The sequence below is a fragment of the Acetobacter lambici genome (assembly GCF_011516885.1).
GTDB classification, from domain to species: Bacteria; Pseudomonadota; Alphaproteobacteria; order Acetobacterales; family Acetobacteraceae; genus Acetobacter; species Acetobacter lambici.
Genome location: NZ_WOTD01000008.1, coordinates 25,367 through 46,492 on the forward strand (window position 1 = coordinate 25,367; position 21,126 = coordinate 46,492).

General features: G+C 58.4%; 24 protein-coding genes. 2 read left to right on the top strand and 22 right to left on the bottom strand.

From position 1 onward, the window contains the following. Positions 1–2 precede the first annotated feature (2 nt). Both rnpA and rpmH read right to left on the bottom strand, forming a co-directional pair. Complete coding sequence (gene rnpA, locus GOB86_RS05930; protein WP_165991451.1) at positions 3–380, bottom strand: ribonuclease P protein component; 378 nt, start codon at positions 378–380, stop codon at positions 3–5. A 24-nt stretch (positions 381–404) separates the two neighbouring features. Beyond that, positions 405–539, bottom strand: a complete 135-nt coding sequence (gene rpmH / locus GOB86_RS05935; protein ID WP_081774758.1) for a 50S ribosomal protein L34 — start codon at positions 537–539, stop codon at positions 405–407. 101 nt (positions 540–640) lie between these two features. Here rpmH and GOB86_RS05940 point away from each other — a divergent pair, with 101 nt between their 5' ends. Then, the gene (locus GOB86_RS05940) at positions 641–1,087 is read left to right on the top strand and encodes a hypothetical protein (RefSeq protein ID WP_165991424.1); all 447 of its coding nucleotides are present in this window, start codon (positions 641–643) and stop codon (positions 1,085–1,087) included. Positions 1,088–1,094: 7 nt separating this feature from the next. Here the strand turns inward: GOB86_RS05940 and gloA are convergent, their stop codons facing one another. The 20 genes from gloA to folK form a co-directional block, all read right to left on the bottom strand. Further along, a complete protein-coding gene (gloA, locus tag GOB86_RS05945; protein WP_165991452.1) occupies positions 1,095–1,484 on the bottom strand; it encodes a lactoylglutathione lyase in 390 nt (129 codons plus the stop codon). A 38-nt stretch (positions 1,485–1,522) separates the two neighbouring features. Continuing rightward, positions 1,523–2,365, bottom strand: coding sequence for an LpxI family protein (locus tag GOB86_RS05950; protein ID WP_165991453.1), 843 nt, complete (start codon positions 2,363–2,365; stop codon positions 1,523–1,525). A gap of 5 nt (positions 2,366–2,370) precedes the next feature. Further along, positions 2,371–3,228: an acyl-ACP--UDP-N-acetylglucosamine O-acyltransferase gene (lpxA, locus tag GOB86_RS05955; protein WP_165991511.1), complete on the bottom strand. Its 858-nt coding sequence runs from the start codon at positions 3,226–3,228 to the stop codon at positions 2,371–2,373. A gap of 129 nt (positions 3,229–3,357) precedes the next feature. Further along, positions 3,358–3,795 (bottom strand): 3-hydroxyacyl-ACP dehydratase FabZ, encoded by a 438-nt coding sequence (gene fabZ / locus GOB86_RS05960; protein ID WP_264813731.1) that lies wholly within the window; start codon positions 3,793–3,795, stop codon positions 3,358–3,360. An 83-nt stretch (positions 3,796–3,878) separates the two neighbouring features. Continuing rightward, entirely contained in the window at positions 3,879–4,964 is a 1,086-nt protein-coding gene (gene lpxD, locus GOB86_RS05965; protein WP_165991455.1) for a UDP-3-O-(3-hydroxymyristoyl)glucosamine N-acyltransferase, read from the bottom strand. 2 nt (positions 4,965–4,966) lie between these two features. Beyond that, on the bottom strand, positions 4,967–5,839 hold the full coding sequence (locus tag GOB86_RS05970; protein ID WP_165991456.1) for an OmpH family outer membrane protein: 873 nt from the start codon (positions 5,837–5,839) through the stop codon (positions 4,967–4,969). Positions 5,840–5,843: 4 nt separating this feature from the next. Then, the gene (gene bamA, locus GOB86_RS05975; protein WP_165991512.1) at positions 5,844–8,255 is read right to left on the bottom strand and encodes an outer membrane protein assembly factor BamA; all 2,412 of its coding nucleotides are present in this window, start codon (positions 8,253–8,255) and stop codon (positions 5,844–5,846) included. Positions 8,256–8,420: 165 nt separating this feature from the next. Beyond that, entirely contained in the window at positions 8,421–9,533 is a 1,113-nt protein-coding gene (rseP, locus tag GOB86_RS05980; RefSeq protein ID WP_194301103.1) for an RIP metalloprotease RseP, read from the bottom strand. 31 nt (positions 9,534–9,564) lie between these two features. Beyond that, positions 9,565–10,722 (bottom strand): 1-deoxy-D-xylulose-5-phosphate reductoisomerase, encoded by a 1,158-nt coding sequence (gene dxr / locus GOB86_RS05985; protein WP_165991457.1) that lies wholly within the window; start codon positions 10,720–10,722, stop codon positions 9,565–9,567. A 68-nt stretch (positions 10,723–10,790) separates the two neighbouring features. Beyond that, on the bottom strand, positions 10,791–11,621 hold the full coding sequence (locus GOB86_RS05990) for a phosphatidate cytidylyltransferase (protein WP_165991458.1): 831 nt from the start codon (positions 11,619–11,621) through the stop codon (positions 10,791–10,793). Next, positions 11,618–12,358, bottom strand: coding sequence for a polyprenyl diphosphate synthase (gene uppS / locus GOB86_RS05995; RefSeq protein ID WP_165991459.1), 741 nt, complete (start codon positions 12,356–12,358; stop codon positions 11,618–11,620). Before uppS ends, GOB86_RS05990 begins: the two co-directional genes overlap by 4 nt. Before the next feature lie 63 nt (positions 12,359–12,421). Beyond that, the gene (frr, locus tag GOB86_RS06000) at positions 12,422–13,027 is read right to left on the bottom strand and encodes a ribosome recycling factor (RefSeq protein WP_165991460.1); all 606 of its coding nucleotides are present in this window, start codon (positions 13,025–13,027) and stop codon (positions 12,422–12,424) included. Between the two features lie 57 nt (positions 13,028–13,084). Next, positions 13,085–13,822 (bottom strand): UMP kinase, encoded by a 738-nt coding sequence (gene pyrH / locus GOB86_RS06005; RefSeq protein WP_165991461.1) that lies wholly within the window; start codon positions 13,820–13,822, stop codon positions 13,085–13,087. 118 nt (positions 13,823–13,940) lie between these two features. Next, a complete protein-coding gene (gene era / locus GOB86_RS06010; RefSeq protein ID WP_165991462.1) occupies positions 13,941–14,840 on the bottom strand; it encodes a GTPase Era in 900 nt (299 codons plus the stop codon). Between the two features lie 10 nt (positions 14,841–14,850). After that, complete coding sequence (gene rnc, locus GOB86_RS06015; RefSeq protein ID WP_408737327.1) at positions 14,851–15,591, bottom strand: ribonuclease III; 741 nt, start codon at positions 15,589–15,591, stop codon at positions 14,851–14,853. Next, positions 15,591–16,394, bottom strand: coding sequence for a signal peptidase I (lepB, locus tag GOB86_RS06020; RefSeq protein WP_165991463.1), 804 nt, complete (start codon positions 16,392–16,394; stop codon positions 15,591–15,593). Before lepB ends, rnc begins: the two co-directional genes overlap by 1 nt. Positions 16,395–16,470: 76 nt before the next feature. Further along, a complete protein-coding gene (gene acpS, locus GOB86_RS06025; RefSeq protein ID WP_165991464.1) occupies positions 16,471–16,878 on the bottom strand; it encodes a holo-ACP synthase in 408 nt (135 codons plus the stop codon). Further along, positions 16,875–19,214 carry a RelA/SpoT family protein gene (locus GOB86_RS06030; protein WP_408737328.1) on the bottom strand — a complete coding sequence of 780 codons (2,340 nt, stop codon included), beginning with the start codon at positions 19,212–19,214 and terminating at the stop codon, positions 16,875–16,877. Before GOB86_RS06030 ends, acpS begins: the two co-directional genes overlap by 4 nt. Before the next feature lie 7 nt (positions 19,215–19,221). Then, positions 19,222–19,593, bottom strand: a complete 372-nt coding sequence (gene rpoZ, locus GOB86_RS06035; RefSeq protein ID WP_059023327.1) for a DNA-directed RNA polymerase subunit omega — start codon at positions 19,591–19,593, stop codon at positions 19,222–19,224. Between the two features lie 92 nt (positions 19,594–19,685). Next, the gene (gene folK / locus GOB86_RS06040; RefSeq protein ID WP_165991465.1) at positions 19,686–20,201 is read right to left on the bottom strand and encodes a 2-amino-4-hydroxy-6-hydroxymethyldihydropteridine diphosphokinase; all 516 of its coding nucleotides are present in this window, start codon (positions 20,199–20,201) and stop codon (positions 19,686–19,688) included. A 181-nt stretch (positions 20,202–20,382) separates the two neighbouring features. On the opposite strand from folK, the gene GOB86_RS06045 reads away from it, so the two are divergent. Continuing rightward, positions 20,383–21,003, top strand: a complete 621-nt coding sequence (locus GOB86_RS06045; RefSeq protein WP_165991466.1) for a LabA-like NYN domain-containing protein — start codon at positions 20,383–20,385, stop codon at positions 21,001–21,003. The last annotated feature ends 123 nt before the right edge of the window (positions 21,004–21,126 follow it).

Genomic DNA, 21,126 nt, shown 5'->3' on the forward strand with positions numbered 1-21,126 from the left:
CACTAATCCCGCATACAGAGTTTCAACGCTTTCCGAAAATCGGCCACCAGCGCATCAAAAGGGCGCTCACGCGTAGCCCCCCGTCCGATCAGCACCAGATCCAGCCCATTCAGCGGTGTATCGGCTTCCACTCTGCGCACAACCTCACGCAACCTGCGGCGTACCCGGTTACGCACCACGGCATTACCGACTTTTTTGGTCACCGTGAAGCCAACACGAGCAGGGTCCGAATCGGGCCGCCTGAAAAACTGAAGGACAAGACCAGACACCGGAGCCTTACGCCCATTGGCTGCCATGAAGAGAAATTCTTTTCTCTTTTTAAGCCGCAAGGACGCATGCGCCCCTGCCGCCGGCTGCTCCTGACCTTCAGACCAGTCCATCAAAACCGGACTGCCGGGCAACGCTTACGCGGAAAGACGCTTGCGGCCCTTGGAACGGCGGTTTGCCAGAATACGACGGCCGCCAACAGTAGCCGAACGGGTGCGGAACCCGTGACGACGCTTGCGGACCAGCCGGGACGGTTGATAAGTGCGCTTCATGGCTGCACTCCCTTCAGTTTGAATATGCTTCGCCAGTGGCCGCAGTACGAGCCACTCTCTCTTGAAGTCGCGGCTTATAAAGTTCAGATAGAAGAACGTCAATGTGCGGCGCAGAGTCGCACGACTATTCCCGCTCGATCATCCGCATGATGGAACGCCGCATGCCTGCCTCATCCACCCGGTTTTGGACCATTCTGGCTATTATTGGCCTGCCTGTTCTGGCCTGCCTGCTGGGCATGGGCATAGGGGCGCATCCCCTGCTCACCACAGCGCTGGTCGGCCTTGCAGGGGGCTGTGCGGCATGGATAACCACATGCCTGCCCATACCAGCCACTCCCCAGCCCGCCACGCCCCCCAGCCCCACCGCCCCATTAGGGAAAGACGACCCAAAATTACGGCATGACATACGCGGTATTATCTCACCCGCCATGCTGGTCGCAGAGCAGCTTTTGCTCAGTCAGGACCCCGCCACAAAAAAAGCCGCTACCACCATTAATGATTCGCTGGACCGCCTGACAGCCCGCCTGAAGCAACGCAATACAGGCTAAGGATTTTTTACGGGCGTTCGATCAACTCAATCCTGTAACCGTCCGGGTCTTCCACAAAGGCGATCATGCTGGTGCCGAATTTGACAGGCCCGGCCTCGCGCACAACTTTACCGCCACCTGCGCGAACACGCTCCACTAATGCCGCTACGTCCGCCACGCCTATGGCAAAATGCCCAAAGCCCGTGCCCAGGTCATACCCATCGTCCTGCCCCCAATTATAGGTCAGTTCAATTTCCGCCTGTCCGGCGGCATTATCCGCAAAACCGATAAAAACAAGCGTGTACCTGCCTTCCGGCACATCCCTGCGCCGGAGTTCGCGCATACCAAGCAAGGTATAAAACCCCAAACTCTGCTCAAGACTGCGGACACGAACCATGGTGTGTAAAAAACTGGACATTGCCTGCCCTCCCCTTCGTCAACATTTTGCCCTGCCTTTTACCCCAGGCAGGGCATACCGGCCGCCGGGTCTATGGCAATAAGGAACAACCCCAAGCGCTCGGCCTCCGCCACACAGGCGGCTCTGTCGGTCAGCAAAGTGTTCCCCGCTTCAAACGCAATCCCGCGCAGGCCAGCCGCATGGGCGTTACGCAATGTGACTGGGCCAATGGTGGGCATATCCGCTCTTTTTTCCTGCCCCGGCTTCAGCAGCTTGACCAGCACACCACCTTCCCCCGGCTGACGACAGGCCCCCGAGCGCGCCAGCATGGCGTCCGTGCCCTCCATGGCCTCCACAGCCAGCACAACGCCATTCTGCACCACGCAGCCCTGCCCTATGTCCAGCCTGCCAAGCGTCTGAGCGACAAGCACCCCATGCCGGATGTCCTCCAGAGCCTGCGCATCTGGAGCGAAGTGACCAAGAACCCCCGGCCCGGCTACGGAGTGGAACAAAAACTCATGAGCGCCACGCACACGAAAACCCTCCTCCCCCAGAATACGCACCAGTGCTGCCAGCAACCCGTCATCCCCCGCGAACAGGGCCTTGCCAAGGCGCGCCAGAATACGGGCACCTTCGGCATCGGGGCATAGACTACGCAGGGAAGGACGGCGGATGGGGCCGATCAGCACCAGATCCGAACAGGCATGCTCGCGCAAAAGACTGAGCATACGCCCCGCAGCGCCAAGGCGTACGCACTCATGCGGCCAAGGTGCGAGGCTTGTGGGATCGGCAAATCCATCGAACCCAATGATAAAAACAGACTGACCTGCGGCATGCGCCGCTTCCGCCACTCTGGCTGGCAGGGGACCACCCCCCGCCAGAATGCCAACCGTTGTTGGCATGGCACTCACGCGCCTTCGGTTTCGGCCTGATCAGCGGCACCACCACGTGCTGGGCGCACAAGGCCCCTGCGGCTCGGCGCGTCTATAAAATCCAGAATTTCCTGAATACGGCCATCATCGGCAAATGTCTGACGCACATGCTCCAGACGCGCCTGAAAAGACACATCCGCGCATACCTTGGGGTACAGGGCAAAAAAGGCTTTGCGCATCCGGTGAATTTCGGCTGACTGCACACCATTGCGCCGCAGCCATATCCAGTGCAGGCCAATCAACCGGGCACGATTGCCCAGCACACTCCCATAGGGAATAATATCTGCCTCAACCCCGGCAACACCGCCCACAAGTGCTGCATGCCCGATCCGGACAAACTGATGGATGGCGGCAGAACCCATGATGCGCGCATCATTACCAATTGTCACATGGCCACCCATGACCACGTTATTAACAATGATCACGCGGTCGCCCAACACGCAGTCATGCGCAACATGGGCATTAGCCATGATGAGCACGTCCTGCCCAACCCGTGTTATACCAGAACCCGTGGCGGTCCCTCTGTGAATGGTCACATGCTCGCGCACCACAGTGCGGGCACCAACCTCACACCGGGTTGGCTCGCCTTTGTATTTTAGGTCCTGCGGTGCCATGCCCACCGTACAGAACGGGAAGTAGCGCGAATGCGCGCCCAGATGGGTATGACCATCCACAACAACGTGGGAGATCAGTTCCACCCCGTCATCAAGCACTGCATTCGGCCCCACAGAACACCACGGACCAATAACCACGCCTTGCCCAAGCTTTGCCCCCGGGGCAACCAGAGCCGTTGGATGAACAAGCGTCTGCCTGGCTTCCTCTACAGCGTGCACCACTTCAGTTCCTTATAATCCGCCTGTCTGCAACACAGTGTCATAGGCTCACGCTTCAGAACGTCGGCTGGCAAAAGCGAACGGTTCTGAAGCATATCTTGAGCCAACTGGCACACCAAGCGCAAAAAATCAGCCCATGATCATGGCGCTAAAGGTCGCTTCTGCCACCACAACGCCATCAACACGCGCCTCACCACGGAACTTCCATACATTGGAGCGATGCCGTTCCTTGACCACATGAATGCGCAACTGATCGCCCGGTTCTACCGGACGACGGAACTTTGCCCCTTCGATCGTCATGAAATAGACGAGCTTACCCTCAAAGGCCTCTCCGAGTGAGAGAACAACAAGCGTTGCCGCAGTCTGCGCCATGGCTTCCACAATAAGGACGCCGGGCATAACGGGCCGCCCCGGGAAATGCCCCGGAAAAAACGGTTCGTTGACCGAGACATTCTTGATACCGGTTGCCTCTTCCCCCAGGACAATATCTTCCATCCTGTCGATCAGAAGGAAAGGATACCTGTGAGGAATCGCCTGCATGATACGGTTGACATCAATCCGCGCGATTGTCTTGCCGTCCTGCTGGGATTCTAGTTGTGTCTCCACGTCCCCTAAACCACCCTCTGTACCGGACCATAATCCGGGATAAGTTATGCCTTGTCTGAATCGCCCTTGGCCGACCCAGACGCTTTTTTTGCCAACTTGCGCAGCACCGCCACGTTACGGAAGAACTCCCGGAACGGCATGGCCGGACTGCCTATGACATCTGCGCCACGCTCAACATCCGACATAACACCACATTGCGCGCCAATGCGCGCCTTGGCGCCAATACGGATATGGCCGATAAGCCCGGCCTGCGCTGCAACCGTTACATAGTCTTCCAGCACCGTTGAGCCGGAAATACCAGCCTGCGACACAACAATGCAACAACGCCCCAACTGCGCGTTATGCCCGATCTGCACCAGATTATCGAGCCGGGAGCCCGCGCCAATAACCGTATCATTGACCGAACCACGATCAATGGTGCTGTTGGCGCCAATCTCCACATCGTGCTCAATAATCACACGACCAAGCTGGGGAACACTCTCAAACCCGTCCGGGCCAACTGCAAACCCAAAACCATCCTGCCCGATACGCGCACCGGTCAGAATGGTCACCCGATCCCCCACAAGAGCATGGGACAACGTGACCATGGGACCAATACGACACTCCGCCCCAAGCTGCACGCCCTGCCCCACAACGGAATGGGAACCAATAATGCAGCCCGGACCAACCTGCGCGGCTGCACCCACGACCACAAAAGGCCCCACTTCGGCAGTAGGGTCAATAACAGCGGACGGATCTACCACCGCACAAGGGTGGACACCAGCCTTGCTGAGTGAGCGCGGGTGGAACAGTCGCGCAATACGTGACCAGGCCAGATAGGGCGTTGCAGTCACCAGTGCCGCAGAGTGTGCAGGCACCTTATCCGCAAAGGCGGGGGCAACAATAACCAGCCCAGCCTCGGTATGTTCCAGCAGATGGGCATACCGCCGATTATCCAGAAAACTAACATCCCGCGCACGGGCCACCTGCAAAGGCGCTATACCAGTATAACCATCACGCGGAAAACTCCCCTGCCGGGGAGGTCTCAGGTCGGCACCGGCAGCTTCTGCCAGTGCCGACGCATCAAATGGTCCGACACGCGTAAAAAAACGCGGATCAGCCGGGCCGGAAGAAGCCCTGCAATCCACCATTCTTATTTTTTCCCGGCGGGAGCCGCAGGTGCCGCAGGAGCAGGCCCGGAAGCGGCCATCTGCGGGTCTCCATCAGCCGTAGTCGGCATTTTGCCTGATTTTGCCAGTTCTTCAGGGTCTACATTCGCTTCGGGAATAAAGACGCTGGGCAGAACCTTGTTCAGGTTTGCGGCCACTTCATTGGTAATGTCCTGACCATCCACGTGCAGGGCGACCTGCTCGCTATGCAGCACCAGATTCATGCCATGAGCGGAGGCGACTTTCTGGATGACCTGCACCAGTTCACGTTCAATCTGCCCCAGAGAAACCTGCGCGGCTTCCTGAATAATGCGGTTACGGTTACGGAAGTCGCGCTGCGCCTTCATAACCTTGGCCTGCAGGCTGCGCTCACGCGTCTGGATCTGGTCGGATGTCAGGGATTTGGCCTGAGCCTGCAACGTCTGCTGCTCATCGCGCCAGCCGGCCTGCTCACGCTGAAGATCCTGCGCCAGCGCATCACGGCGACCACCCAGAACCCGCTCCACCTGCATTGCAGCAGAAGTCTGGCGCATGACGCCAGATACGCTGATCACGCCAATAATGGTGGTGGGAGGCGGTGCTTCCTTGGCAACGTCAGGTGCGCTGGGAATGGGGGGGAGAGGCAGAACCGGGGGAGCCTGATCCGCTGCTTCCTGACTATCAGCAGCGGGAGCGGGCAGAGCAACAGGCGCCGGAGCAGCATTATGCGCAGCAGGATGCGGAGCCTGAGCGGCGGGCTGGGTTTTGGGCACAAACCAGCCATTGCCACCTTCCGCCTGAGCGGCTGGCATGAGGGCTGCGGAAAAAGAAAGGCAAACAGCCCCCAGAAGGGCAGCTTTTGAACTGAAACGCATCATTACCTCAGAATTGCTGGCCGAAGCCGAAGCGAAGGAGCTGTGTGCGGTCATTATAACTGCGTCTGACCGGCACACCAAGGTCAATATTCAACAGACCAAACGGACTTTTCCACGAAAAGCCTGCACCGGCACTTACACGTGGGCTCAACATATCACCCGACACAGCCGTATAGTTCGCGCCAGCGGTTGCGGGGTTGGTGTACAGGTGTTTGACACGCAGGCCCGCCACGGTCCCCATATCCACAAAGGCACGACCACCCACACCCATTTCCGTCAGGAAGGGGATCGGGAAGTTCAACTGGGCCGATGCATTGTACATAAACCGGCCACCAATCAGATCTTCGGACTGATGGGTCGCGTTACCAACACTTCGTGGACCAGCACCACCATCAAGGAAGCCGCGCAGGTTGTTACCACCCAGATAGAAGTTATCGATAATATCGTGGCGACCGTTGCTGCCCCAGTCTGCAAGGTAACCAGCGCCACCACGGAAGGCGACTGTCCAGTTATGGCTGTTGGTCAGGTCATCAAGCGGGATGTAATAACCACCGTTGATTTTGCCACGAACGTAATCTTCGTCCCCGCCAATCCCGGCAAAGTCTCCACCGACAGACACAAAGTAACCACTATGCGGCTGCATGCGGTTATCGCGCCGGTCATACATGATCGTTGTGCTGATCTGGGAGAGCAGCGACTTGCCCTTCTGGTCCTGAACATATGGAGAGGATTCACTCCACATATCCCCAACCCAACGGCGGATCAGACTGTAGTTCCAAGACTGGGACAGGTAGCGGTTATAGGAATACCCCATACGCAGGGTAATACCGTACCGTCCTTCCGAGTAGTTCTGATACGTCTGGTAATTATTTTCGATGAAGAAGATATCTGCACCAACGACCAGATTACGCCCAAGGAAGACCGGGTCCGTAACAGAAAGATCGGCCTGCTTCTGGTAGTACGAAACAGTGCCCGAGAACCCGGCATCCACGCCTGTGCCCAGCAGGTTATGCTGCTTGAGCCCAACGTTACCAATAATACCCACGTCGGTTGAGTAACCACCACCAAGCGAGAATTCGCCCGTTGGTTTTTCCACAACATTGACAGACACGTTCGCACGATCCGGGGAGGAACCAGGCGCGTCCTTAACATCAACCGTTTTGAAGTAGCCCAGATCCTGGACCCCTTCCTTGGCGTATTTTTTGTAACTGGACGTGTAGGGGTCCCCTTCGGCAAACGGAAGCTGCCGACGGATCACGTTATCCTGCGTAATGGTGTTGCCGTTAATATCAATCCGCTCGATATAACGCCGCGGACCTTCGCTCACGTCAAAGAGTAGATTAACAATCCGCTTTTCAGGATTGCGGGCAATGGTCGGGCGCACCACGGCAAAAGGATGCCCTTCCGACTGGAGTACTTCCTCCATATCGGTCGCATTATCCTGCACGGCCTTGCCATCGTACCACTGGTGCGGGAACAACTCGACATACTTACGCAAGGACTTGGCGGGCACGTGCCGCAGGCTGGAGCGGATATCCACCTTACCCAAGCGGTAACGTATCCCCTCATCCATGGTAATGGTAATGTAGAAGGATTTGCGGTCAGGCGAGAGTTCGCCCTTTATGTCCTTGATCTGGAAATCGACATAGCCGTTGTGCAGATAAAAACGCCGCAGCAGTTCGCCGTCGTACTTCACGCGTTCAGGGTTATATTCGTCCGACGAACCCAAAAAGTGGTACCAGGCCGTTTCCTTGGAGGAAATCGCACCGGCAAGCTCAGCCTCGTTGTAAGCTTTATTGCCCACAAACGCGATCTTGCGGATTTTGGTATTCGGGCCTTCGTTCACCTGAAAAATCACGTCCACACGATTGTGCGCCAGACGCACGATCTGGGGCGTAACAACCGCAGCAAAGCGGGACTTCTGGGCATAGACTTCCAGAATACGCTGCCGGTCATCGGCCGTCGTTTCCGCCGAGAAGACCGCACGCGGACGCAGGGAGAGAACCTTACGCAGGTCCTCATCCTTGGCGGCGTGGTTGCCCTCGAACACGATCCGGTTGACGATCGGGTTTTCCTTCAGCTTGACGAGCAGCGTGCTGCCCTCGCGCCGGAGCGTGACATCCTTGAACAGCCCCGTAGCATACAGGGTTTTGAGGGAACGATCGAGATCGTCCTGCGTAAACGGATCACCCGGGCGGACAACCATGTAGGACAAGACCGTATTGGTCTCGATACGGGTGTTGCCTGAGACACGGATCTCATCAATCACCCCCACGGGCGCTGGCTGAGCATCCGGCAGTGGCGCGGGAGGGGTTTCGGAATCGCCCTCGGGCGATGCAACAACAGCTGCTGGTGCCTCTGCATCCGGGTTCTGGGCGGCCATAGCCCCCCGTCCCTCGATCAGGAAAAAAGGCAACATGCAGACAGAAACGAACAGGGCTGAACGTTTACCCGTCAAGATCTGCCTCCCTCCATCCGGGTCGGTTTAGCACGGAAGCCCATCCTCCGTTCTTGTCTCGCCCGCAAGGGACGTATCCGAATTTACCCTTGTCACGCAAGCCTTCCCTTTCCGTCCAGTTCACTATCAACCCGCGAGCGTTGCAACCCACCTGAACAACCCGAAGCTGGACAGATCATTGAACGTCGAAAACAGAAACAGACCCGCCAGCAAGGCAAACCCGGTCTGGAAACTAACCTCTTGCACCCGCTTGGAAACCGGGCGCCCTCTTATTGCCTCTATGGCATAAAAAACCAGACGTCCACCATCAAGAAGTGGAACGGGAAAGAGATTGATAAGACCCAGATTAACAGACAACAGCGCCATGAAGGACAGCAGGCTGGCAAACCCATATTGCGCGACCTGCCCGGAAAGCTGCGCGATCTTGAGCGGACCGCCCAAATCCCGCGCTGTATGCTGCCCGCTAAAGATCTGCCACACGCCATTGAGCGTCTGCACAGTGGTCCTCCACGTTGCCTGAGCACCTGCTGCAATAGCTTGTGGCAAAGGCAGCGCCTTGCCCGGCTCAACCGCAAAGACCACACCCAGCAGGCCGTGCGCTGCCCCGCCGTGCGAATCCTGCGTGGACCCTATGGTCAGGGGAATTTCCAACTGCTGGCCATCACGCCGGACCAGCAGCGTTGTCTTCTGCCCCGGGGTCTGGGCCACCGTGGCCTGTGCATCCGCAACACCCGCCACGTCATGCGTGCCAATGCGCAGGATCACATCGCCCTTTTGCAGGGCTGCGTTCTGCGCCGCACTACCGGGCATAACGGAGGCAACCTCATTACGCACTTGCGGCTGCCCGGCCGTGGCAAACAGCAGCACAAACAGAACAAAGGCCAGAATGAAATTGAAAACCGGTCCGGCCAGAATAACGATAGCCCGCGACCAGACGGATTTATCATGGAACGTCCGGCCCGGAATCCACGCGGCTTTCTGCTCTTCCGTTGCGTCCTCGGGGTCATCAAACCCGTGCGGCCGCACATACCCGCCCAAGGGAATCGGGCAGATACGCCATTCCGTGCCACTTTTGTCGCGCCATTTAAACAGGGCCGGACCAAACCCGAGCGAGAAGACCTCCACATGCACACCGCGCCAGCGGGCCGCAAGGTAATGCCCAAGCTCGTGAAAGGTGACCAGAACGCCCAACACAAAAACGAAGGAAATCAGGGTGCGCAGATATTCGTGTATCATCATTCCTCCGATATCGGGACTGAAGCCGGTTTTCTCAAGCAACCACGGCGGAAATCAACTGCGTTGCAACGCGCCGGGCCTGTGCATCCCAATGTAGCACGGCGTCCAGCGTGTCAGCCGGGGGCGCGCCGAGTTCGCCCATGGTTTCCTCAACCACGCGTGCAATGTCCAGAAAACCAATCTGCTCTTTAAGGAACGCCTCAACCGCAATCTCGTTGGCGGCAGACAGAATAGCCGGAACGGCCTTGCCAGCCCGCAGGGCCTGCCGCGCCAGACGCAGGGCGGGAAAGCGAACCTCGTCCGGGGCAATAAACTCCAGCGTGCCAAATGCCGCAAGGTCCAGACGGCTGGAGGTTGTGGCCATACGCCGCGGCCATGCCAGTGTATGCGCAATGGGAATACGCATATCGGCCGAACCCATCTGAGCGATCAGGCTGCCATCTGTATACTGCACCATGCCATGCACTACGGACTGGGGGTGGACCAGCACGTCAATCCGATCTTCGGTCAGGCCAAAGATACGGGCGGCTTCGATAACTTCCAGCCCCTTGTTAAACATGGTGGCGGAATCGATGCTGATTTTAGCGCCCATGCTCCATGTCGGATGTTTGAGCGCCTGCGCGGGTGTGGCCGCCCGCATGACATCCAGCGATGCGTTGCGGAAAGGACCGCCTGACGCGGTAAGAATTATTTTTTCAACCTGATCGGCCTGCCGGTCCGCCATGGACTGAAAGACGGCATTATGCTCGGAATCGACCGGCAGCAATGTGGCCCCTGCATCCTGCACCGCGCGGAGCATAACATCCCCTGCGCAGACCAGCGCCTCCTTGTTAGCCAGAGCTATGCTGTTGCCGTTCTTAACGGCGGCAAGGGTGGGCTCCAGACCAGCGGCGCCGGTAATGGCCGCCATGGTCCAGTCGGCGGGCAGGCCGGCTGCCTCTATGACCGCCTTGCGGCCACAGGCCACTTCCACACCGCTACCGGCCAGAAGCTCCTTGAGTTCGGCATATGCGCCCTCATCCGCCAGAACAGCCAGTTCCGCATTCAGGCTCCGGGCCTGTTCGGCCAGCTTGGCGGCATTTTTGCCCCCCACAAGCGCGCGTACCCGAAACTGGTCACGCGCCTGCTCAAGCAGATCCACGGTGGAGCAGCCAATGCTGCCGGTAGTCCCCAGAACGGTTACGGTTCTCATGCTTTGTCTTTCCACACCCGAAAAATAACATACCCCCCGACCACACAGGCCAGAAGGCAACAACTGGACTAACCCGGCATTCCAGCAACAAGACTATGAACAAGGTCGTGCAGACCAGCACTCCAGAACGGCGCACCGGGCACTGCGAGAGAAATGGCGGCCGCTACCGGCGCGGCAATAACCAGACCATCAAACCGATCAAGCAAACCGCCGTGGCCGGGCAGGAGCGTGCCAGAATCCTTAACACCCAGCGCCCGCTTCATCGCGCTTTCGGCCAGATCACCAATCTGGGCGGACACACCCAGCACACCACCCCAGACCAGCGCCATGCCAGCACCACCCAACCCGGACAGAAGGGCCATAGCCCCCCCCATAAGCACCGCGCCCACAAAGCCCCCCGCGGCACCGGAGCGGGTTTTGCCCGGCGAGATCCGCGGCGCAAGCTTTGGCCCACCAATCAGACGCCCTGCCACGTAGGCTGATGTATCGCTCGCAACCACTACGGCAACAACGAACAGAACAGGCCAGATGCTCTCCTGCCTCAGCCACAGCAGGGCTGTGCCAGCCATAATGATCACGCTCATGACCGCGCAGAGCGACGCACCAAACACGCACGCGCTTATACAGAACAGAATGAAGTAACCCCAATGCCCACTGGCAGCAGACAGCCCGGCGCATACCGCCCAGAGCACATAACGCCCACCCCGCCAGCTCCGCACCGGGAGCCTGAAGAGCCCGGCAGCCTCGGCCGCCATACCGCCCATGGCCAGAAGCACCATCAGCGTAAAGGCCATACCGCCCAAGCCAATGCAGCCCCCGGCCACAACCACCATAACCATGGCGGACAGAACACGCGGCCTCAGGTCACGCCATGCGGAAGATTGCCCCGCAGCACTCATGCCGATGCCGCCGGTCGGGCACCAAATCGCCGCTCTCTGCGGGCATAAAGATCCAGCACCGTTGCAAAATGTCCTTCATTAAAATCAGGCCAGAACACATCCAGAAAAACAAGTTCGGCATATGCACTCTGCCAGAGCAGGAAATTGGAAAGCCTATATTCCCCACTTGTGCGCACCACCACATCCGGGTCAGGCACGCCTGCGGTCCACAGATGGTTGGCAAACAGACTTTCATCAATCTGGTCGGGAGTTAGCCAGCCATCGCGCACTTCCTGCGCAACACGCCGCACCGCCTGCATAATATCCCCCCGTCCGCCATAGGACAGAGCGAGCAGAAGGACCAGACGGCCATTATTGCGGGTCATGGCCTCGGCACGGGCCAGTTCCTCACGCATGGATGTGTCAAACCGGCTCAGATCGCCAATAAACCGAAGGCATACGCCCTCGCTATGCAGTTCCTTGACCTTATGCCGCAGATAATAGCGCAAAAGGCCTGTCAGATCCGATACTTCCTTGGGACCACGCGACCAGTTTTCGGATGAAAAGGCATAAAGCGTCAGGTAGGGCACACCGCGCTGAATAGCTGCCTTGATACACCGCGCCACAGCATCCGCCCCGGCACGGTGCCCTGCCAGACGGGGCAGTCCCCGCTCACACGCCCAGCGCCCGTTACCGTCCATGATAATGGCAACATGCGAAGGAACGACCGCTTTTCTGTCGGCTGGCAAGGAAGACATAGCAGGAAAAAATCCACCGTTTCAGTTTAGCGGGAATACAAGGCACCCCACCCTGGCAGGCCGTCAGACCTGCTTGATTTCCTTCTCTTTTTCGGCAAGCATGTCATCAACTTTTTTGACATACTGATCAGTTGTTTTCTGAATGGCGTCAGACCATGTCTTAACGTCATCCTGACTGATATCCCCTTTCTTTTCAAAGCCTTTGGCCTTGTCCATGCCATCCCGGCGCACGCCGCGCACTGCAATCTTGGCCCCTTCCGCATAACGTGCGGCAGCTTTTGCCAGCTCGTTACGCCGTTCTTCGGTCAACTGCGGAATGGGTACACGAATGGTCTGGCCTTCGCCTGCGGGATTCAGCCCCAGACCCGCATCACGGATGGCGCGTTCCACCGCACTGGCCAGAACACGGTCCCAGACCTGCACGGTGATCATACGCGCTTCTGGCACAGCAATGGAGGCAACCTGCGTCAGCGGCACTTCGCCGCCATAGGCTTCCACGCGCACGGGTTCGAGCAGCGCCGGACTCGCGCGCCCGGAGCGCAAGCCCGAAAAATCGCGGCGCAGGCTTTCCAGTGCGCTATCCATACGGCGCTTGATGTCATCAAGCAGATCATTCAAGTCAGACACGGCGGTTTCTCCCGTTTTGTCGCGGAGGCGATGTGTCGTCATGCCTCCGACCTAGTTCATTCCGCGTGCTGCCTTAACGGGCAGCGGGTTGCATGGTGTTCAGGCCGCTTCAATAATGCGCGTAAAAGCACCCTCGCCGCGCATAACGCGACCAAAAGAGCCTTCCTCGCCAATATTGAACACGATAATCGGCAGCTTGTTCTCACGCGCAAGGCTGATGGCGGCTGCGTCCATGACGTTCAACTGGTTGGACAGAACCGTCATGTATGTCAGCTCATCATAACGGGTGGCGCTGGCGTCCTGCTTGGGGTCGGCCGAATAGACACCATCGACCTGCGTACCTTTGAGCAGGATGTCGCATTCCATTTCCGCGGCCCGCAGGGCAGCAGCCGTATCCGTGGTAAAGAAGGGGTTGCCGGTACCGGCGGCAAAAATAACCACCCGGCCTTTTTCCATATGCCGCACCGCCCGGCGCCGGATATACGGCTCTGCCACGGACGACATATGGATAGCGGACATAACCCGCGTTGTTATCAGTTCACGTTCAAGCGCATTCTGGAGCAGCAGCGCGTTGATCACTGTTGCCAGCATTCCGGCATAGTCACCCTGTGCGCGGTCCATGCCTTTGGCGGCAGCCGCCACTCCACGAAAAATGTTACCGCCGCCCACAACAAGGCACACTTCCGTACCGCCGCGAACGACCTCGGCAACATCCTTGGCAATCCGCTCAACCGTCTTCTGTTCCACCCCAAAGGCACCCTCGCCCATCAGGGCTTCACCAGACACCTTGAGCAATACACGTTTACGCCTTGGCGTTTCAGCGACAGAAGCAGTCATAGGCCCTCAATCATGCAAAAGTCCGAAAAAAGCAGACCTCCGCCACGCAGGCGCGCAGCGTGTAAGATCGCTCTCTCTTATCCTCCAAGGCGCATGGCCACAAGCGCCAAGCCACGCTTTATGGCACGTCATCCAGCCCGATGGCGCGCAGGCGGGCCCGTTCTTCATCCCAACCCGAACGTTCCTTGACGTTCAAAAACAGGTGGCACGGGCGCTCCAGCAGGCTGGCAAGCTGCTTACGCGCACGCTCGCCAATCATTTTGATCTTCTGCCCGCCATTCCCGATAAGAATGGCTTTGTGGCCGGTACGCCCGACGTAAATGGTGACCTCGATCCGCACCGAGCCATCGGGACGTTCCTGAAAGCTCTCTGTCTCGGCCGTGGTGCCATACGGCACTTCCTCATGCGTCTGCATAAAAATCTGCTCGCGCACCAGTTCGGCCGCCAGCAGGCGGTCCGGCAGGTCGGTCAGGTCGTCCTCTGGATATAGGTAAGGACCTTCGGGCAGGCTGGCTGCCAGTTTGTCCAGCAGATCCTCTACCCCGCCACCCGTGCGTGCACTAACCATAAATACATGTTCGACAGGCAGCTTTTCGGTAATAGCGGCCGTCAGCGGCAGCAGGGCCGATGCGGGCACAAGATCCGTCTTGTTCAGCACCAGCCATGTGGTGCGGCCGGTCTGCGCCAGACGGGTTATAATCTCCTGCACCGCTTCGGTCAGGCCCGAACGGGCATCCACCAATAAAAGGGTAATGTCGGCATCATCCGAACCATTCCAGGCGGCTGCGACCATGGCGCGGTCGAGTTTGCGGCGCGGTTTGAAAATTCCCGGCGTATCCACCAGCAGAATCTGACTGGTTCCGCGCATGAGAATGCCCAGAACCCGAAAGCGCGTTGTCTGCGCCTTGGGGGAGACAATGGAGAGTTTGGCACCCGCCATACGGTTAAGAAGTGTTGACTTGCCTGCGTTTGGTGCACCCACCAGCGCAGCAAAGCCACAACGTGTTGTTTGTGTCATGCCTATTGCTTCAGCCCTGATGGCTGCCTCCAAGTTTTTCCAGCAGGGTTGCCGCGGCAGAACTTTCCGCTGCCCGCTTGCTCCCTGCGCATCCTTCCGCTGAATGACCGCCCGCACTCACCCGCACCACAAACAGTGGTGCGTGAGATGGGCCATCAGCCCCTATTGTTTCGTAAACCGGTAGCCCCTGCCCGCGCCCCAGCACCCATTCCTGCAAGGCCGTTTTGGGGTCCTTGGGGGGGAGTGCCTGTGCATCGAGTATCCGCTTCCAGCATGCCCGCACAATCTTGCGGGCCGGGGCCAGTCCACCATCCAGAAAAACCGCGCCAAGCACGGCTTCCAGCCCATCGGCCACGACGTTGGCTGCGGTCTGCACACCCGCGCGGGCCTCATGCTCGGCCACAGACAGAGCCTCCGCCATACCCAGTTGCTCCGCAATATCCGCCAGCGTTGCACGTGAAACGAGATGCGCAAGCCGCGACCCCAAAGCCCCCTCCTGCTCCCCCGGATACCGCTCCAGCAGCAACTCCGCCATAAGCAGGCCCAGCACACGGTCGCCAATAAACTCCAGCCGTTCGTTGGAGCCTGCGCCCTTGGTCTTGTTACGTCTGCGCCCGCCCGCCTTCTGATGCGCGGCCGAACGATGGGTCAGCGCTTCCTGCAACAGGGCCGGGTTGGCAAACCGGTAGTCCAAACGCTCCTGCAACGCCATGGACGCCAGATATTGCGGCGTGGGATGGCCTGCGTTCATTACATCACGCCCTTAAGCAGACGGGCCCAGCGGATTTCGGTCGGCCAGTACCAGACCTGCCATATGGGATGAGCCGCCTCGACAGAGAAGAAAATGCGCTGCGCCCTGCCCACAAGGTTTTCCATGGGCACAAAACCGAGGTCCTTGGGACCATCGCCCATAAAACGACTGTCCGCGCTGTCATCACGGTTGTCACCCATGGCAAAAAAGTAGCCCGGCGGCACCACATATTCGGGGGTGTCATTCTGCGGGCCGTCATTGGTCAGCTTGAGAATGGCGTGGTTGACCGTCCCCCTGTCATCACGCAGGGGCAGTTCCTCGGTGCAGGTTTCCCCCTCCATGGGCATGCGTGTTTCGTCCTGCGCCACATAAGGGTGCGGCTGCGTGCACGGAACCCGTGTGCCATTGAGGTACAGTTGCCCGCCAATAACCTGAATATGGTCCCCCGGCAGGCCAATAACCCGTTTGATGTAGTCTATGGACGTGTCCTTGGTAAAACGGAAAACGGCCACATCGCCCCGGTGCGGCTGGCCGCCCCAGACCCGCCCATTGAACAGATCTGGCGAGAACGGCAGGGAAAAGCGCGAGTACCCATAGCTGTATTTGGACACCCATATGTAATCCCCCACCTGTAGGGTCGGGATCATGGAACCTGATGGGATCACAAAGGATTCAAACAGAAAGGTGCGCACAAAAACAACGACGATCACCACCGTCAGAATTGTTCGTACGTATTCCACCACAGCGTGCCTGACGGTAACAGCGTGCTGCGCTCCAGTTGGAGAAGTCTCCGGTTTACTCATGCGCTGCCCCATCTGCTCCCATAATCATGCCAGAAAAGTAAAATCCGCTGGATCAAGCCGTGCGCTTGGTGTGATGTCAACCCGCACTGACCGAGATAAACACCTGTGCAAACGCATAAGGGGGCTCATCGGTCATGCTCAGCATCAGTTCTGGCTTATGGCCCGCAGGCACAAGCTCGGCCAGCTTTTGTGCGGCAGCCCCCGTCAGCACCAGCACAGGCTGGCCCGATGCAAGGTTTTCCACCCCGATCTGACTTTGCGCAACCCCTTGGGCAAAACCTGTACCCAGCGCTTTTGCGCAGGCCTCCTTGGCTGCCCAGCGTTTGGCGTAGGTGCCTATTCTGGCTGCCCCAACGCGGCGCTCCGCCTTGGCCCGCTCGTACGGTGTGAACACACGGTCAAGAAAACGATCGCCAAACCGTTCCATAACCCGTTCAATCCGCCGCATGTCGCACAGGTCCACACCTGTTGCCAGCAGGGTCATGACTTGGCCCGATCCGCCTGCGTAATACCGGAGACCGCGCGCAACCCGGCAATAACGGAGGATAGGTGGCGCAGGTCGCGCACCTCCACATCCAGCAGAATTTCCGTAAAGTCGAGCTGGCGATGCACGATCTTGAGGTTGACCATGGCCGCATCACATTTGGAAATCGTATTGGTAATGGCCGCCAGAACCGAGCCTTCGTTTTCCGCCACAATGGTAATACGGCCAACCCGCATCTGCCCCATGCCCCCTGTCCGGGCCATGGCGTCATAATCCCAGTCCACATCCAAAAAACGTTCGGGCGTTGCGGCAAAGCTTTCCAGCGTCTGGCAATTGCGTGTATGTACGGTCACACCTTTGCCGGTTGCCACCACCCCCACAATGCGGTCCCCCGGCAAGGGGTGGCAGCACGCTGCGTAATGTACGGCAACACCAGCACCAAGCCCGACCAGCGGCACAGCGCCCCCAGAGGGGCGGCGCATGGTGGATGCTCCCCTTGGCCGTGGCCCCGCGGTCCCCAGCACTCCGGGCAGACCCGCCAGCATGCGCGGCACACGTTGCACACGCCGCAATTCGGGGTAGGCCGCATGCACCACATCACGCGCATTCAGATTACTGGTGCCAACGGCTACATACAGGTCCTGCAAGGAACTCTGCTTGAGCGCCTTGAGGGTGGTCTCCATAATTTTTTCGGAGCCATCAACCCCTTCCTGCCGGAAGGCCTTGGCCAGAGCGGCCCGTCCATTATCCAGCGAGACCTGACGCTGCTGCTGCGCCACATAACGGCGGATACGCGCACGCGCCTTGCCCGTAACGACAAACCGCTCCCACGAGGGTGAAGGCGCGCCACCACGGGCGGTCATGATCTCGACCTGATCGCCATTTTCCAGCTCGTGGCGCAACGGCATCAGGCGACCGTTTACCTTGGCGCCAACGCAGGTATCCCCGATCTGACTATGCACCGCATAGGCAAAATCCACCGGCGTGGCCCCACGGGGGAGCGAGATAAGCTGGCCTTTGGGCGAGAAGCAGAAAACCTGATCCTGATAAAGCTCAAGCTTGGTGTTTTCCAAAAACTCATCCGGCGCGGATGAGGCTTCCAGAATTTCCAGCAGGTCCTGCACCCAGCGCGGCCGACGTACACCGCCATAACCGCCTTCTTCTGGATTGGAACTGGTGCCACCTTCCTTGTAAACCCAGTGCGCGGCAACACCGTTTTCGGCCACATCATGCATGGCCTGCGTACGGATCTGTACCTCGATCTTCTGGTTACGCGGTGAGCGCAGGGTTACGCCCGTATGCAGGCTCTGATAACCGTTGGCTTTGGGGGTAGAGATATAGTCCTTGAACCGTCCGGCGATCATGGGATAGGCCGCATGCACGGCCCCCAGCGCCATGTAGCAGTCCTCCCGCGTATCCACGATCATGCGGAAAGCCATGATGTCGGATAACTGTTCGAACGCCACGTTCCGGCGCTGCATTTTTTCCCAGATGGAATAAGGCGATTTTTCCCGCCCCGAGACCTGAGCGTCTTTCAGCCCTGCCTCATGGCACAGGCGCAGCAATTCGCGCCGCACGTCCTCAATAACATCCGCCCCCTGCCCGCGCAGATAGTTCAGGCGTGTGCGGATGGTGGTGTCAGCTTCGGGTTCAAGCTGCGCGAAGGAAAGGTTCTGGAGCTCGGTCTTGACCCGGTCCATACCAATACGCTCGGCAAGAGGCGCGTAAATATCGAGCGTTTCCCGCGCAATGCGATGCCTGCGATCCTGCCGCTCCACAAAATGGAGGGTACGCATGTTATGCAGACGGTCGGCCAGCTTGACCAGAAGGACACGGATGTCCTTGGACATGGCCAGCACAAGCTTACGAAAATTTTCGGCCTGTTTGGTACGATCGGACTGGAGTTCCAGCCGTGTCAGCTTGGTGACCCCATCCACCAGATCAGCCACAACCGGGCCAAAATCGGTTTTCAGGGTGTCATATGTAACACCGGTATCTTCAATCGTATCATGGAGCAGGGCCGTGCAGATGGACTGCACATCCAGCCTGAAGCGCGCCAGAATCATGGCGACGGCCAAAGGGTGGGTTATGTAGGGGTCGCCATTATCACGCATCTGGGTCTGATGCGCCCTATTGGCCACATCAAACGCCCGACGGATGGAATTGACATCCGCCTGCGGTGCATAACTGAGCACCTTGGCAACCAGCCGCTCACAGCCGATCTCCCCCACACGATCAGCGGAGGAAACGGGCGTAACAGACGCCTCAACCGGGGCACCCCCTTCCCGCATGGGGGAAGGAGTGTGAACGGGAATATCGCCGCCCGGTTGGTCCACGCGCTCTTTACCGCCGTGCGCGACCGGTCAGAGCCGCCTCGATGGCGCGCACGTCATCCGCGGCTTCTTCTTCAGCGGAAACTTCCTGCAGACCGAAAATATTCTGCTCGGTCGGCACCAGATCCTGCACTTCTTCTTCCACGGGCTCGGGCTCGGGCTCACGGGCCTGAGAACGGATCAGATCGTTCCGCAGAGCGGGCAGTTGCACGGTTTCATCCGCAATTTCACGCAGGGCAACGACAGGATTCTTGTCATTGTCGCGGTCAATGGTCAGCTCCTCGCCACGGGAGATGTTGCGGGCGCGCTGCGCGGCGTACACCACCAGTTCAAAGCGGTTTGGAACCTTTTCAACGCAGTCTTCGACGGTGACGCGGGCCATTACGAAGAGCCTCCAGACAGTTCAGCACAGAAATAAGATAAAAAAGACAGAAAGGACATATTACCGCATCCACCCCCGGCAGGAAAGGTTTATTACCCGATCACCCTGATTTCCTGCCCCTGCACGGCTTTGAGCAACTGCTCCACGGGCTGGTGCGTGAGCGGGTGCACCCAGTCGGGCCACACGTCGGCTAGGGGATATAGCACAAAAGCGCGTTCATGCGCACGCGGATGAGGCAGAACCAGCCACTCCTCATTCTGGCACAGAGCGCCCATGTCGATAATATCCAGATCAAGCGTGCGCGCAGCGTTGGGCACGGAACGCACGCGGCCCTGATGCGTTTCTATGCTCTGAAGATGATCCAGCAATACCAGAGGAGGCAGACTCGTTACACCCCGCACAACCCCATTCACGTAAGAAGGCTGCCCCGATGGCGGCACAGGCGCACTTTCATACCAGCGGGAGACGGCCTGTATGGTCAGATCCGGCACGTCGCGCAGGGCGCGCACGGCCTGCTCACAACTTTTCAGTGCGGATTGCTCCCCCAGAGGAAGATTTGCACCTATTGCTATCAGGACCGATCTGGTATGATTTTGCTCTTCCGCCATGTAACGCCTCATGCCTGAGTGGATATCTTGTTTTGAACACAATTGGGGTCTCTTTTATAAGAGCACCCTGCAAACAAACAGCCAGAGGGGCTCTTATTACGAACCGCATGATAAAAATTTCATTTCCACATAATCAAAACCCAAAAGAAACAACTTTAAATTTATTTAGAGGACTACGCTCATGAACCTGAAAAAAGATGAAAAAACCTGTCTTTTCATTGATGGATCAAGCCTGTATTCAACGTCCCGCAGCCTAGGCTTTGACGTTGATTACAAAAAACTGCTCGAATTTTTTGCAGCCAAAACGCATGTGATCCGCGCATACTATTACGCCGCCATTCTGGACACGGAGGATTACTCCCCCCTTAAGCCACTGACTGACTGGCTGTCCTATAACGGTTATTTTCTGGTGACCAAGCCTGCGCGCGAATTTACGGATTCGACCGGCAAACGCCGCGTAAAAGGCAATATGGACATCGAAATCGCGGTGGACATGATGGAAATGGCCCCACACATAGACCACGCCATTCTGTTCAGCGGGGATTCTGACTTCCGCCGGGTGGTGGAAGCCGTGCAAAGGCAGGGTACGCGCGTATCTGTTGTCTCCTCCATGCGCTCCTCCCCGCCGCTTATTGGCGATGACCTGCGCAGGCAGGCCGACCAGTTCCTGGAACTGGCGTCCCTTGGCGCCAACTTTACCCGCCGCCAGACAGAACCCAACCGTCCGCGCGCCAACAATCTTGCACCAGTCCGCCATCCGGCCGACCAGATGAGTGAACCCGAGGACGATCCGCTAAGCTGAGCGAAATATTACAAAACAGAATTTTGCTCTATGCCCTAGAACGTATCTGTTCCTCACACGTTTGGTCTGACACCACCCCATTCCGGGCCAAGTGCCTGCCAAAGGCCAAACGTCAAGGTTTTC

Coding starts and splice junctions, on each gene's coding strand:
- rnc (WP_408737327.1), bottom strand. CDS start 15,591: ATGAACGCAGGCCATCCCACGCCGCAATATCTGGCGTCCATGGCGTTG.
- gloA (WP_165991452.1), bottom strand. CDS start 1,484: ATGTCCAGTTTTTTACACACCATGGTTCGTGTCCGCAGTCTTGAGCAG.
- GOB86_RS05970 (WP_165991456.1), bottom strand. CDS start 5,839: ATGATGCGTTTCAGTTCAAAAGCTGCCCTTCTGGGGGCTGTTTGCCTT.
- dxr (WP_165991457.1), bottom strand. CDS start 10,722: ATGAGAACCGTAACCGTTCTGGGGACTACCGGCAGCATTGGCTGCTCC.
- folK (WP_165991465.1), bottom strand. CDS start 20,201: ATGGCGGAAGAGCAAAATCATACCAGATCGGTCCTGATAGCAATAGGT.
- GOB86_RS06045 (WP_165991466.1), top strand. CDS start 20,383: ATGAACCTGAAAAAAGATGAAAAAACCTGTCTTTTCATTGATGGATCA.
- rnpA (WP_165991451.1), bottom strand. CDS start 380: ATGGACTGGTCTGAAGGTCAGGAGCAGCCGGCGGCAGGGGCGCATGCG.
- lepB (WP_165991463.1), bottom strand. CDS start 16,394: ATGAGTAAACCGGAGACTTCTCCAACTGGAGCGCAGCACGCTGTTACC.
- rpoZ (WP_059023327.1), bottom strand. CDS start 19,593: ATGGCCCGCGTCACCGTCGAAGACTGCGTTGAAAAGGTTCCAAACCGC.
- frr (WP_165991460.1), bottom strand. CDS start 13,027: ATGACGACACATCGCCTCCGCGACAAAACGGGAGAAACCGCCGTGTCT.
- rpmH (WP_081774758.1), bottom strand. CDS start 539: ATGAAGCGCACTTATCAACCGTCCCGGCTGGTCCGCAAGCGTCGTCAC.
- GOB86_RS05940 (WP_165991424.1), top strand. CDS start 641: ATGTGCGGCGCAGAGTCGCACGACTATTCCCGCTCGATCATCCGCATG.
- GOB86_RS05990 (WP_165991458.1), bottom strand. CDS start 11,621: ATGAGTGCTGCGGGGCAATCTTCCGCATGGCGTGACCTGAGGCCGCGT.
- uppS (WP_165991459.1), bottom strand. CDS start 12,358: ATGTCTTCCTTGCCAGCCGACAGAAAAGCGGTCGTTCCTTCGCATGTT.
- lpxD (WP_165991455.1), bottom strand. CDS start 4,964: ATGGTGGATTGCAGGGCTTCTTCCGGCCCGGCTGATCCGCGTTTTTTT.
- GOB86_RS05950 (WP_165991453.1), bottom strand. CDS start 2,365: ATGCCAACAACGGTTGGCATTCTGGCGGGGGGTGGTCCCCTGCCAGCC.
- pyrH (WP_165991461.1), bottom strand. CDS start 13,822: ATGACTGCTTCTGTCGCTGAAACGCCAAGGCGTAAACGTGTATTGCTC.
- rseP (WP_194301103.1), bottom strand. CDS start 9,533: ATGATGATACACGAATATCTGCGCACCCTGATTTCCTTCGTTTTTGTG.
- era (WP_165991462.1), bottom strand. CDS start 14,840: ATGACACAAACAACACGTTGTGGCTTTGCTGCGCTGGTGGGTGCACCA.
- bamA (WP_165991512.1), bottom strand. CDS start 8,255: ATGTTGCCTTTTTTCCTGATCGAGGGACGGGGGGCTATGGCCGCCCAG.
- acpS (WP_165991464.1), bottom strand. CDS start 16,878: ATGACCCTGCTGGCAACAGGTGTGGACCTGTGCGACATGCGGCGGATT.